Below are 14,031 nucleotides of genomic sequence, written 5' to 3'. Positions count from 1 at the left end.
CTCAGGAAAGCTTAATTGTAAAATGGTATGCATTCAACTAAAAAGATGAGTAATTTCACTATCTAATTCATCATAATAACGCGTAAGTGCACGCATTTGTTGGTAATAATCATCTTCCTGATAAGTCACTTTACGTTTAACTCGGAAGTGGCGGGTTCTTGGGCATCACTTTTATCCGTCTTTTGTCTACGCATACTTGTCATTTGTAAATTGGCTTCCAGTGGATTCATACGACAATAAGCGTAGCTTGCCTGTTGAAAAAAACGTTCTAACTAACCTTGAATAAACATCGGTTGATTCGAAAACAATTTCAGGTGCTGGTTTATCTTGTACTGTTAACGATTGAAGTGTTTTGTTTAATGAATCAAATGCTGATTTCGTATGTAAGATTTCTCCTTCAAATTCACATTGACCATTATGATTGTAAATTACCATCGTACTACTTTAAATAATAGTAGCACAAACCATGGCCTTGGTTTGTGCTACTAATGTTAGTATGTTTTGCTTAATATAATTGCAACACCTAGTTCCTACCATTGAGTCTTTAGTTGATTACCAACTAGGTATATATTTCTATAATTAAATGTTAAATTGAATACATTACTATAAAACTATCATTTTTCAGTTTGCATTGCAAAACTTTTTAATTCCTCAAATTATTTTTGTGTTAAGCCATTATTGCCAAATTGGATGAGTTCAGGATCATGAAAATCACTGCCACCACTTTTATATAAGTTATACTTGTATGCGTATTCGTTAGTTAATTCGTAATCAATAGATTTCATTTTAGAATGATTAATTTCAATGCCTTGTAGTCCATATTTTACATATTTTCCGATTTCACTATAATTATCATAAACGCATGGATGAGCGAGTATAGCAATACCACCATCTTTTTGGATTGCTTTTATACCTTCCTTTACATCTATATAGCCCATTTTCATATCCGTTTCTTTTGATGTTTTAGAAGCAAAAAGCTCTTTATATTTCTCTGGAGTCATTTCATCAGGATACTTTTCTTTCAGTGCTTGGTATATATTCATTTTAAAGACGATATTATATTTTGAATACTTTTTACAATCATCATATGTTATAAAGTAACCTTTTTGTTTCAGTTCATTAATTAATTCTCTATGATAATGATCACGTGAAATTAAAGTCTTTGTACACAATCTTTCAACATTCTCTACTTGATCAAGCCATAAACCAACAATATGAACCTTTTTATAAACATCAAAATCATAACAACTCATTTCTACACCACGAATAGTTTCTAAACCGAGTTGATCTGCAATTGTTTTTACTTCTGACCAGTGATTCACCGTATCGTGATCAGTAATAGCTATTGCCTTAATATTTCGATCTTTGGCTTTTTTTAATACATCTTCTATTTCACATATACCATCACTATGATTTGTATGAACATGTAAATCTGCGTAAATCATTGTCGTACCCCTTCCATTTTAAGTATTGGCAGTGATCAGATGTCCCAACCAACATTATCATTCAAATGCTAAATATAAATAGTTTTCTCAATTTGTTTTATTAGGTGCTATCATTATTTATATAATCGCCAATATGTCCTCTGATTTATTTATTTATTTTTTCTTTATTTACTGGTATTACATCAAGATAATCATCACTATTTGTAATAATTAAGATTGTTGTTGTATCAAAGCCAGCTTCTTGTATTTTTTCTAAATCAAACTCAATAAGTAAATCACCTTGCTTTATGTGTTGCTCTTTTTCTACAAATGAATGAAAATATTTACCTTCTAAAGATACGGTATCAATTCCAACATGAATTAGAATATCAACGTTATTCTTTGTGGTTAACCCAATTGCATGACCTGACTTGAAGGTCGCACTAACAATTCCGTCGCAAGGTGCATATACTTTCCCTTCTTCTGGTTTTATAGCAATACCCTTTCCCATTATTCCACTAGCAAATGTTTCATCTTGAACATTTTCTAACTTTACTAATTCTCCTTTTAAGGGACTAACAAGTTTAACATGATTTTCAGAAGTATTTATCGACTTACTAGCTTTAACATGATTATTTTCTTTATCAGTAATAGGATCCTCAAACCCAATCACCCACGTTGCAATAAATGTTACAACTGTAGAAATTATCAATGTGATAATTGCTAAAATAATGAAATTCTCATCTTCTGAAATCCACATTGCAAGACTTAATAATCCAGGAGTAACATAAATAAAAGCTTTTAATTTAACAATTTCAGCAAATAACCCGGCCGCAGCACCACCAATCATACTAGCGTACATTGGTTTCTTTAATTTAAGGTTAACGCCATACATTGCAGGTTCTGTTATGCCGCCCAAAAATGCTGTCATACTAGAGGAAAATGCTAATGCTTTTAATTCTTTATTTTTTGTTTTAAACGAAACCGCTAGAGATGCGGCAGCTTGAGCCATGTTTGAACATAAGGCAACGACGCGGATGATAGGATCGAATCCACGTTCAGCAACAAGTGAGATACTTACAGGACTTAACGCTTTGTGAATACCAATGGAAACTAACCATGGATAGACCATTGCTAAAAGAGGAATTGCAATAAAACCTCCATTGTTATAAATGAACATACTACCATCAGCTACTAAGTTAGAAATAAAATCGCCAATTGGTCCTATCACGATTAAAGCTAAGGGAACACTTACAATAGCAATCAATAAAGGTTCAGCAAATACTTTGATCATAGCTGGAACAATTTTTTTAACAAAGCGTTCAATATAAGACATTATCCAAACAGATAGAAGTGCTGGCACTAAAGTTCCTGAGTATTTCACTAAGGAGACTCCAACACCTAAAAATTTAACAGGTTCGCCTGCGGAAACCAATGCCACCCACTCTGGATGAACAGTTACTAATGCTAAAAATGCTCCAAGGTATTGATTTGCACCAAAAATCTTTGCTGCTGAAAAACCAATAAAAGCAGGCATAAAATAAAAACCTGTATCAAAGATAAAATTTAATATAATATAAGTCTGAGATTCTTTCGTTAAGATACCTAATAAAGTTAATACAAGTAATAAAACTTTCCCCATTCCACATCCAGCTAGTAATGGAACGACAGGAGCAATAGAACCAGTGATAGAACCAATTATTTTATCAAAGATTGACCTTTCGTCTTTTTTTTCACTTTTTTCCTGGTTTGGTTGAATATTTGCAATCTTAACCACGTTTTCATAAACTAAATCGACATTATTACCAAGAACTAATTGATATTGTCCCCCACTTTTAACTAACGACAGAACATCTTTTATTGCTTTAACTTCATCATCATTTGCTTTGTTTTCATCTTTTAATGTAAATCTTAACCTCGTTGCACAATGCACAACAGAACTGATATTATTTTTTCCGCCCACTGCTCGAATGATTTGCTTTGACAAATTTTCATATTTCATTTTTTAATACCCTCCATTTATTAAACTTTAAAATAATGAAGGTTTAGCCAACTTAATGTTACTATCCATCAAATAAAGTGAAACTTCCATGAATGGGGGTTTTCTCTCATCCCCCACTCATGGTTAGTTGAACCAATCGGACATTTGACTTTCAGTTATCCCCCACCTAGACTTCTTCGATTCTCCTCTTACTCTTGAGGTGGGGGTATTACTGCCAGTTAGATGTGGGACAAAATGTATAAAAAAGAAATTCAATCGTTTCCAGTTTTCAAGACCTCTTTATCTAAATGTTAATATAATAGTTGTACAATCAATATTAAATACTATTATTTAACTCCGATATATATATTGAGGAATATAAAAATATAAAGTTATGGAGGTAAAAATGAACATTCTAAATGCTAAGAATGCTTTGAGGAGTTACGCATTAAGTTCTGCTAATAGTGTAAATAAGGAGACAAGTACAACAAACTCATACAAGAATCCTAAAAGAGATATTGTAGAAATATCTAATACAGCCGTTGCGATGTCGGGATCGTTGGATAAAGGAACTGCGGCCCATACAACACTCTATGTTGATTATTCTACTTTTCAACAAATAGCAAACTACACTACAAATAATCCTGAATGTCACTGGAGTGAAATGGGGGTTGATGGAGAAAAGAGATGGATAGTTGTTAACGGACAAAGGTTTGAATCACCATTAAGTGAAGAAGAAAAAGAAAGAATGAAAAGGTCTTCTACTTCTAAGACCCTTTTAGACTATTTAATAGAATACGAGGATAAAAAAGCAGTATGGAAAAAAAGGGCCAATGATTTAGATAAGATAGAAATTGATTTTAATGGAAGTTCACCAAGTATAAATAAGCAAATTGTAAATAGTAAACTGACTAATTTATTTGAAAATGAAAAAGTAATGAAGATGCTTAATGATATTTCCAAAATAAGAGGTGGAAAAATATCTTTGTCCACGTCTTTATAGGGGTTCTCAATTATTAAAGCACAAAACAAACGTTCTCTTAACCCTAAAATCCTGATTTCTATGTAAAATAGTCAAGTCAAACATAAATGTAAACCAGTACGAGTGAAAATTGGAGTATCCATCCAATTTTTCTTGTATTATACCTTTTCCTTAGTGATGAATTCGTCAAAACTCTAACCATACCTAGTCCCAACACTATATCAAAAAAAAGTTCCTTTATTTAAGTAAAATCTGAAAAGATCGTTTTAAGCTATCTTTTCATTCAATGAGATTTTACATAAATTATTTTTGTTAAACACTCAATAAAGGAAAGTAAGGTTTGTCGAGTATTAGTATATTAATAATATATAACAGATATTGGAATTCAGAAACAATTTCTGTTTTGTTCTGGGTGTGTTATAATTTAAAAGATTATTTGGAAGGCGTTTAACTTTACTCCTTACATGATAAAGATTAAGGAATGTGAGATATTCATGAATAGAATAAAAATACTTATTATTGAAGATGATGAAGCAATTGCCGATTTACTTTCATACGGGCTTAAAATGGAAGGCTTTGAAACGCTTACGACGACAAGTGGGGCAGTAGGAATGAGTGAGCTGGAGCATTTTAAACCTGATCTTCTTCTACTTGACTGGATGCTTCCGGATTATAGTGGACTAGATATTTGCAAAAAAGTAAACGCAAACTACAATATTCCTATTATTATGATCACCGCAAAATCTGACATCACCGATAAAGTGCTGGGGCTAGAATTCGGCGCGGATGATTATATCACGAAACCGTTTGATTTACGTGAAGTTGTTGCTAGGACTCGAACAATTCTCCGGCGGCTGGATCAAGCCAATAATCTGAGCGACAGGGAATCGGCAGGAGAGGATGAGATCCGTTTTAAAAATATCAAGATTGTTCCTCAGGAAAGACTGGTAATGAAAGATGGGATAATTGTCGACCTGACTCCCAAGGAATTTGATCTGCTCATGACTTTATTTGGCCACCAGGCCAAAATATTTACACGTTCTGAGCTGCTTGACATCGTCTGGGGATACGGTTTTGCCGGGGATACACGCACCGTAGACACTCATATTCAAAGACTCCGCAAAAAACTAGATGCCGGCGATATGATCACAACAGTGTTCGGCATAGGATATAAATTCGAGAAACAGGTGGAATAAGAATGCTACGAACCATCAGGGCCAAATTTATCCTCGGTTTTTTACTAATCTTCTTCCTCTCTTTCCTTGTGCTCAATCAGACGGTGAAGGAAGTCATCAGAACAAGTAATCTAAAGATTGTTACTTCAGATTTAGTCGATCTCAAAAACAACAGCAGTGTGTATGTACGCCAAGCATTTCTAATTAACCGTTTTACGAATGACAAACTTTATTTTAACCAAATGGGTGAGGAAATAGTGAGTGATTTAAATCACTCCACTGGAAGTAATGTTAGTGTTTATTCGGTGGAAGGCGATTTGCTGTATTCGTCCAACCATAAGTTATTCACCGGAACAATCAATGATGATCTTAAACAGGCGATTAAGGGCAAGACTGCATATAACATCACCTATGACCAGAAAAAAGCTACGGTTCTTTTCTCTTATCCGGTTGTAATGGAAGGAACTAAGGTAGGAATTTTACGTTTTTCAAAAGATTTTACTCTGCTATATGAACAAAGCGGGCGTATTTTGGATATCATCTTCTACATCACCCTTGCAATATTTGCGGTGGCGTTCCTATTCTCCTATATTCTCTCTAGGCATATCACGATTCCACTCGTTAAACTAACACAGGCTTCAACTGAGGTTAAAAACGGCAATTTGGATGTACGTATACATTTTATCCGCAAGGATGAGATCGGTCGGCTGGCAGTTAATTTTAACGATATGATTAATCAGATTAGCAGCCAAATTTCAACTATCGAGAGAGATCGGGATAGACTTAAGCACCTCAACGAACAGGAAAAACGTTTTTTCGACAATATCACACATGAGCTCAAGACACCGCTGACTTCCATTTTAGGTTATGCCGAAATAATTAGGGAAAAAGGGGAAACCGACAAGAAGTTTTTCGATAAAGGAATGAATCACATTATAGAAGAGAGTCAACGTCTGCACAGTATGGTGGTAAAGCTACTTGAGTTATCTCGTGGAACTTCTAGGGATCATACATTTGAAAGTGTAGACACAGGTAAAATTCTAGAAGACGTTTGCGAATCAATGTCGTTTCGGGCAAAGCGTTATAATAAATTTATCATCTGTAAGACAGAAGAAAATTTGCTTGTGTACGGACAATCGGATAGGCTGCGCCAGCTCTTTATCAATCTTCTAGACAATGCAATTAAATATAGCTTATCGCATTCAGAGATATCAGTCGAGGCCAGGCTCGTTACCGGGAAGGTTCGCTTTATATTTAAGAATCCAAGTAATCCTATTCCCCTTAATCAGCATGAAGGCCTGTTTCAGCCCTTTTATTCGGCGAATCAAAAAAACGATACGGAAGAAGGAAGTGTTGGTTTAGGACTAAGTATTGCAAAGTCAATTGTTGACGAACACGGAGGAACCATTAGGATCATTAGCGAAAATTATCATACGATCGTTATTGTGGAAATTAATTACGTTAGGCGGATAAATTATCATGATGAATAAACGGCTTATGTTATGGTTAGGGGCACTGTTGTTTCTCACTTTCCTTATTTCCGGATGCAAGTCAGAGCCGAGGTCTGAAACGATTATTATACCAAGCAAAGATGAAAATTTTATAGATGATCAGGGTAGTCGTCCATTCCATGTAAAGACGATATACCGTCTTCCTGATAATTTGACTGATCAGCTACTCGGTTGGTCTGCCCCTGACTCTGTAATTGGTGTATTTAGTAACGCAAGTGCAGATAATCGGGTAACGCTGGGCTTTCAGCGTCTTACTCCTCCTTATGAAGACCCAGAATTTCTTCGTGGATTAGACAATATGAATAATTTGGTAATGTCTCCTGACGGCAAGAGAATTACCGGAGTTATTTTTTCAACAAAAGGTACATCATTGAAACTATTCTTACTACCTGATGGAAAGGAAACAGAAGTGGCAACGAACACCAATCCAGATCTGTTTCTACAAGACGTTACGTGGTCAAATAATAGTAGATACTTATGTTTTCTATTTATAGATGCAGTTAAAGGACAATCCAGCATTGGTGTATACGATACAGATTCAGGGACTCTCAAAACATATGGACTGAAGGATATTGATACGAAAAAGTCGCTTACAGGGGTAAATATTTCTGATGACGGACGTAGTTTCCTAATTACCACACTTCAGTTTAATCGGTCTGGCAAGTATAATAGTATTATCATGGGAACAATCAACGGCAGTGATATCAAAGTTCAATACGAGCAACAAGTAGGCCAAATCCAGAACGCTTGGCTTAACAATGATCAGTTTGTGTACCTTGGAGTGGATGGTACGTTGTATGAATACGACCGTCGAAACGGTGAACTTTCCGTCTTGCTTGAGAAAGTAGGCAGCTTCGAATTCTCCCAAGACCGTAAGTATATTGCTTACTCGCAGCATGATAATGACACCATCTATGCGGCTAAGTTTCAAGGGAAAAATGTCCTACATAAAGAACCTATATACCATGGCATCGTACCATCACAAATGTTCTGGAGTCCAAATAATAATAATCTACTTATTTATGGCCATAAATTTTATGCTTCTTTACAAAGTCCCCCGGGGACCAGGAATCCCTTGGATGAGAAAGCTTATATAATCTCATTTAAATAGAATGAATCATATAAAATTGCTTTATATTAAGAAAAACTAACTTAACTCCATCTAATAGCTTTTGTTAATGAAGTATTTAGGCAGCCTTATTTCGGTAATCAACCGAGGTAGGGTTGCTTCATTTGGCTTGAAAATGATGTCTATGGTAAAAGTGAATGTATTGCTTCACAGAAAATGCTACCTCTATCTAATCGGAGAAAGACTGATTTTACATTGGTTTAGATTTCTATCTCTGAATTAGCTTTCCATACTGATATTTTTCAAACAATTATCCCTCCTTAGTTAGCCTAACTCACTAAAGTTGTAACCACACCTTTACACAAAAATACTAACGTTTACGTCCGATAGACGGATCCCATGCTCCCCGTGAGGCGATATTCACGCTTTTCGATTACCTCCTATTGATGTTTTAATGGCCGTTTTATATATTAAATTGTTTATTGCAAAATAAAAGTGGCTCTTACGTAATGTTGGGGAAAGTCAATTTTTTGTGGCTGGATAGAAACAATTTCGCATTTTATCCCATTTTTTGAGCAGAGGAATTCCGTAAAAATCGAATGATTTACATTTATTTATTTTGATTATAAGTTCTTTCACCAAAAGAACGTAAGAGCCATAAAAGTGGAGACTTATGCAGCATATCTGTACGAAGTCCAGCACTTTTAAAAAAGACTTGCCAGCCACCCCAAGTCACTTTCCTTGAATTTGAATTTCACTTATGAATCACTTCTCCGTACAAAAGCGTTTTATAGTTTATGACTAGCCAACTCTGAAATGACTGCATCCGTTGTATGTTCACGTTTTTCTGCTCCCCCACAGTGTCTGAATTTTAGAAAAGCAACCGTACTTCACTTCCTTAATCTTTTTTTGATTCCTAACCACTAGCGAGTCATGGCCTTACTGGGTGATTTCAATTAACAGTAATTATGCCAAACCATGCTCTTAATAAAGCTTTATCAACAATTTATTTAATTTAGAATTCTGTGTTTTAACTTACTCTTCCTATAAAAATATTTCCCTTAGGAAGACATACAATCTCTCTTCGTTTTTGTCATGAAAAGAGATCGCATCATAATATATGGCTTCGTTTTTTTCTTTTTTTGGAGACAATTTGTTTACAAGTAGAACAAACTTTTGCAACATCAGCCCTTTATACTGATACTTGAACAATCTAATTATCATGATTGATACAGGAGAGGCAGTTATATGAAGAAAATCACATTCATCACTTCAGGAGGCTAGCTTACCGAAGCTGTAGTTCAAATGTGGGTAGTGAAGCTACCCCATGTATAAGGAAAGGCAAGACGTTGATGGAATGAGAAAATAACAAAATGATGTTTAAAGAAATCCAAACGACTTACACTACTGCAGAAACTTTAGTATTCTCACATAAAATTACAACAATAACAGTAAACAAGTTAAGGAGTGAGCGCTATGAATGATAACAAAATGTTTAGAAATCAAATGGGTAAACGCTATATGCCAGGTTTAGATGGCCTAAGGGCATTATCCGTTCTTGCTGTAATCGCCTATCATCTGAACTTAAAATGGGCCCAAGGAGGCTTCCTTGGCGTTGGAATTTTTTTCGTCTTATCTGGCTATCTCATTACGGACCAAATCATGAAGGAGTGGGAGGATTCTCAAAAACTACATCTTCTGAACTTCTGGAGCCGAAGAGTGCGAAGACTATTACCCGCAATGGCATTTATGCTTTTTTTCGTAGCATTGTGGTTCATATGTGTAGATCCATCTAGATTGCCCGCGTTAAAGGGGGACTTTATATCCTCGTTATTTTATGTGAATAACTGGTGGCTAATATATCATAAGGTTTCTTACTTTGAGAGTTTCGGACCTGCTTCCCCGCTTGGTCATCTCTGGTCCCTTTCTATCGAAATGCAATTTTATTTAATATGGCCGTTAGTTCTTCTGATTAGTTTAAAGAAAGTACCCTACCGTATTAAATTTATGCGTTGGATCCTTGCCTGTGCTGCCCTATCGGCTCTGGCCATGGCCCTAATCTACGTACCAGGAACCGATCCAAGTAGGGTTTATTATGGTACTGACACGCGCGCTTTTGCCCTCTTGGTGGGGGCTGGTTTAGCTGTGATATGGCCAAGCTGGAAGATGATTGACAAGGTTTCCATTAGAGGTCGTGGTATTTTGGACATAGTGGGTGCGCTAGGACTATTCGTATTAATCACGATGATCTATCGTACCGGAGAGTTTGATGATTCACTCTACCGTGGCGGTTTTTTCCTTTTATCTTTTATCAGTGCGGTAGTAATCGCCGTATTAGCACATCCGGCTAGCCGGTTAGGAAAAGTCATGGGATGTAAACCATTACGCTGGTTAGGGACACGATCTTACAGCTTATATATTTGGCATTTCCCAGTCATTATATTATCGAGCCCAGCCGTGAATACGGAGGGACCTAGTGTTCTACGTATCTTGCTGCAGTTGGTTATTAGCTTTATACTTGCAGATTTATCTTACAAATATGTAGAGGAACCATTCAGGCGGGGTAAATATAGAGCAAAGCACCTACAAAGAAGACAGCGTACTGCCCACCGGCGTTTCATTTGGCCAGTTTTTCTGATGGCCTTACTTCCTGTGTTTTTAATGATCTCTTGCGGTATACTCTCCGAACCTAAATCCGAAACACCTATAATCGAGGATGTACAAAAGGCGCAAGAGGATACAGATAAAACATCATTGAAAGAAGCAGCAGATAACCAAACAGAAACGGTAAACGAACAAACGCAAACTTCCAGAGATTTGGGTACTCAATCAGGAGAAGATATTACAGTGATTGGAGATTCCGTCATACTAGGTGCAGCTCCTTATCTAGAGGATATGCTCCCGGGGATAGTCATAGATGCAGATGTCAGCCGCCAGATGAGACATGCTCAGGAAGTTATCGACGAACTGAAAGCAAAAGGGAAACTGGGTGACCGGATCATTATAGAGTTGGGAACCAACGGGCCATTCAATACGGAACATTTATCCAATTTGCTGGGTTCTCTTAGTCGAGCAAAGCAAATAATTTTAGTGAATACACGCGTTCCGAGAGAATGGCAGGATACCGTAAATGAGAATATTTCGGAGGTTGCAAAAAAATTTAGTAATACGACAGTAGTAGATTGGTATTCAGCTAGTAAAGGAAAGGATCATTACTTTTATGATGATGGCGTACATTTGAAGCCGAAGGGTGCCAAATATTATGCCTCGATTATTGTTAAGGCTTTGAAAGAGTAAATCAAGTGAAGAATGGCTTTTATATAATGAACATAAGAAAAATCAACCGTGAAAGATAAGTTATTTCCGATTAGCGAACAAGCTTTCCTGACAGCTTTTCACAGGAAAAGCTGTCATCTAATTTCAATAATAATTTAGCGGATAAAAGGGCTGAGAGTAACAATAATCGGGTACTTATCTAACAAAGAAGGCAATACGATACGTTGAGTAGAGAACGAAAACTACTGGGGTATCCGGGTGTCTTCAAAGACAACTTTTTTGATGAAATGATGGAGATTATCTGTCGAAAATAGTATAAATGAATCCATATACCAAATATCCAAAAATGTAAAAAAAAGAAATAGTTCTTATCTGTAGAATAAGGAGAAAGGAAGAAAAGTAATGACTCCAAGAAAAAAAACGATGTTATTGATTATAACCATCATGGTACTTATAATCGGCTATGCGATTTATTATTTGACATCGGTTTATAATGGATTACAGAGCCTAAATAAAACAACATCAGACTCATCTTTTAAAGCGGAAACCGTCGTTGATCCTCCAAAATGGGAAGGCAGCGAGCCGGTTAATATTCTTCTTATGGGCGTGGATTCCCGTGGTTATGATAAAGGTGAAGTTCCTAGATCTGATACTATGATGGTCGTCTCACTGGATCCTGTTAAAAGACGTATCAATCTCTTCTCCATACTCCGCGATACGTATACGGATATTCCTAGTCAAGGTAAGGGACGTATCAATACGGCGATTATCCATGGACCCAACACGGCGATGAAAGCCGTTGAAGACCTGATGGGTATCCCTATTCAGTATTACGTATATACTGACTTTCAGGGCTTTATCAAATTGGTGGATGCTGTTGGGGGGGTCGATTTTTATGTAGAAAAAGACATGTATTATCCAAGTACTGCAGATAATCACGAATACGATATTGACCTGAAAAAAGGTGAGCAACATCTGAACGGCAAAACGGCACTGCAATATGTCCGCTTCCGTCATGATGCCACATCTGACTTTACGCGTACCGAGCGGCAGCGGGCATTTCTTAAGGCGGTGGCTGAGAAATTGCAGTCCACCACTTCCATCATAAAGCTACCCTCCATTCTAGAGGATGTCAGTCCATACATCGATACCAATCTATCAGTAGACGACATGTGGAAGCTTGCTTCCGTTGCATATCAGAGCAAAATGGTGGAGAGCGAGCAGATCCCTCCAATGGAACTGTTGGAAGGAACCAAAATCGGTGGAGCCTCTGTTCTCACTATTTCCGACGAAGGCGCCCTAAAAAACCATATTAAAGATATCTTTAACAAGCCTGTTTCTGTCTCAAAGGATGATAAAGAAGGATCAGGAACAAAAAAACAGTAACAAGCAGTCAGACATATTGTCCATCACCCTAAAAAATAGTACGGGCAGCATTAACTAGACTGCCCGCCTGTTTTAAAAGGGTAAAATCCTACGTTAGTTTTACATAGTTCAACCGTAATTTTAAAAAGGGAGACAGTGTGATTAATACTATTTCTACGAATGGATTTTGCACTTTTTAGCATTTCTATAGGATTTTTGCACAATAATTCTAAAGAACGATTCTTTTGAAATCGTCATTAAATGTTCTAATGTCGTTTAACTTTTATTTCTCGTTTGGACACATCTCTTTTTATTCAATTTAGTCAAATGTAGAAAATTTAACTAAGATGTGTCCATGAAATTATACTAACATCATGGGAGATACCCAATTATCTTACTGCTTGGGTATCTTTCTTTTGTCTTGCATTATCTCCCATAAAGTCCGTGTCGAAGTGTTATAGCTGGTCAGGAGGCACTTGATCATTTCTGTAAACTTAGCGAAAAACCTATCCGAAAGTCGTAAAATCTCTTTCGAACAATCCGTACTTATTTAACTTTTTATATCTTTCCAAAGTCCACGTTTCTTAATCTTGTAAGAAATATTGTTTATTAATTTTCTTCATTAACAAAAAGTCCTTCTAAGTAGCCAACAGGACTCGTATCTGTTCCTTCTACATAATCCATTCGAAGTTGGCATTGAGCGAATCCTATCGCTTGATTGTTGTTGTATACGAAAAAAACTGCTGCATTTTCAGCGCGATTAATTGTTTCATCTCTTCTGTAAATTCTGCTACTGTATGATTAGGCCAAAGTAACAACGCCAGCTCAGCTGCAGTTCATGCATCTTCTAATAAAGCTTTTTTAATCATCATAAGACTCCTTCATCAACTAAAATGTGAGACTCCAAATATTTCATCGTTTCATTAATAATAATACTAGTGTTGCATAAATAAATCCTCCGTTCGCAAACTTTATCACCTAAAATCATCCTCTTCCATAAATCCCCTAAAGTTTGATCACTGTTTCACTTGAGTCAATTTCATAATTGCTCTTTTTAAAAATACAAAGACATACAGAATTTTAAAATTGTATTTTAAAAAACAGAAATCATGCTACTTGTTGCTGATTTAATTGTGCATTTATACGATCTGCAGCTAGTTTTGAAGCATTGTACACAAGTGTTACCATGTCAAAATGGACTTTTGCACGCTCTCCAGTACGATAACGAACATTGTTAAGCTGAAAGAA

9 protein-coding genes and 2 pseudogenes are annotated in these 14,031 nt (G+C 36.2%); 6 read left to right on the top strand and 5 right to left on the bottom strand.

The annotated features are described in order from the left end of the window. Positions 1-186: 186 nt before the first annotated feature. From KQI21_RS16075 to KQI21_RS06765, 3 genes are all read right to left on the bottom strand, one after another. Positions 187-435, bottom strand: coding sequence for a hypothetical protein (locus KQI21_RS16075; RefSeq protein WP_253291344.1), 249 nt, complete (start codon positions 433-435; stop codon positions 187-189). Between the two features lie 221 nt (positions 436-656). Beyond that, positions 657-1,445 (bottom strand): PHP domain-containing protein, encoded by a 789-nt coding sequence (locus KQI21_RS06770; RefSeq protein WP_216483431.1) that lies wholly within the window; start codon positions 1,443-1,445, stop codon positions 657-659. Positions 1,446-1,590: 145 nt separating this feature from the next. Continuing rightward, positions 1,591-3,426 (bottom strand): beta-glucoside-specific PTS transporter subunit IIABC, encoded by a 1,836-nt coding sequence (locus tag KQI21_RS06765; RefSeq protein WP_216483428.1) that lies wholly within the window; start codon positions 3,424-3,426, stop codon positions 1,591-1,593. A 385-nt stretch (positions 3,427-3,811) separates the two neighbouring features. Here KQI21_RS06765 and KQI21_RS06760 point away from each other — a divergent pair, with 385 nt between their 5' ends. The 6 genes from KQI21_RS06760 (at position 3,812) to KQI21_RS06735 (ending at position 12,804) form a co-directional block, all read left to right on the top strand. Continuing rightward, positions 3,812-4,408: a hypothetical protein gene (locus tag KQI21_RS06760; RefSeq protein WP_216483424.1), complete on the top strand. Its 597-nt coding sequence runs from the start codon at positions 3,812-3,814 to the stop codon at positions 4,406-4,408. Between the two features lie 473 nt (positions 4,409-4,881). Beyond that, complete coding sequence (locus tag KQI21_RS06755; RefSeq protein ID WP_216483422.1) at positions 4,882-5,583, top strand: response regulator; 702 nt, start codon at positions 4,882-4,884, stop codon at positions 5,581-5,583. 2 nt (positions 5,584-5,585) lie between these two features. Then, the gene (locus KQI21_RS06750; RefSeq protein WP_216483420.1) at positions 5,586-7,052 is read left to right on the top strand and encodes a sensor histidine kinase; all 1,467 of its coding nucleotides are present in this window, start codon (positions 5,586-5,588) and stop codon (positions 7,050-7,052) included. Next, positions 7,042-8,184 carry a WD40 repeat domain-containing protein gene (locus tag KQI21_RS06745; RefSeq protein ID WP_216483418.1) on the top strand — a complete coding sequence of 381 codons (1,143 nt, stop codon included), beginning with the start codon at positions 7,042-7,044 and terminating at the stop codon, positions 8,182-8,184. The genes KQI21_RS06750 and KQI21_RS06745 overlap by 11 nt, the downstream gene beginning before the upstream one ends. A 1,434-nt stretch (positions 8,185-9,618) precedes the next feature. Continuing rightward, positions 9,619-11,439 carry an acyltransferase family protein gene (locus KQI21_RS06740; RefSeq protein ID WP_216483416.1) on the top strand — a complete coding sequence of 607 codons (1,821 nt, stop codon included), beginning with the start codon at positions 9,619-9,621 and terminating at the stop codon, positions 11,437-11,439. A gap of 381 nt (positions 11,440-11,820) precedes the next feature. Then, entirely contained in the window at positions 11,821-12,804 is a 984-nt protein-coding gene (locus tag KQI21_RS06735; protein ID WP_216483414.1) for an LCP family protein, read from the top strand. A 597-nt stretch (positions 12,805-13,401) separates the two neighbouring features. On the opposite strand, the pseudogene KQI21_RS16720 reads toward KQI21_RS06735, so the two are convergent. Further along, positions 13,402-13,607 (bottom strand): annotated as a pseudogene (locus KQI21_RS16720) (GNAT family N-acetyltransferase); the annotation flags it as partial. A gap of 283 nt (positions 13,608-13,890) precedes the next feature. Then, positions 13,891-14,031: pseudogene (locus KQI21_RS06730) on the bottom strand (IS5/IS1182 family transposase); the annotation flags it as partial.

The sequence above is a fragment of the Virgibacillus proomii genome, assembly GCF_018916875.1.
GTDB classification, from domain to species: domain Bacteria; phylum Bacillota; class Bacilli; order Bacillales; family Amphibacillaceae; genus Virgibacillus; species Virgibacillus proomii_B.
This window is presented reverse-complemented; position numbering and strand designations above follow the sequence as displayed.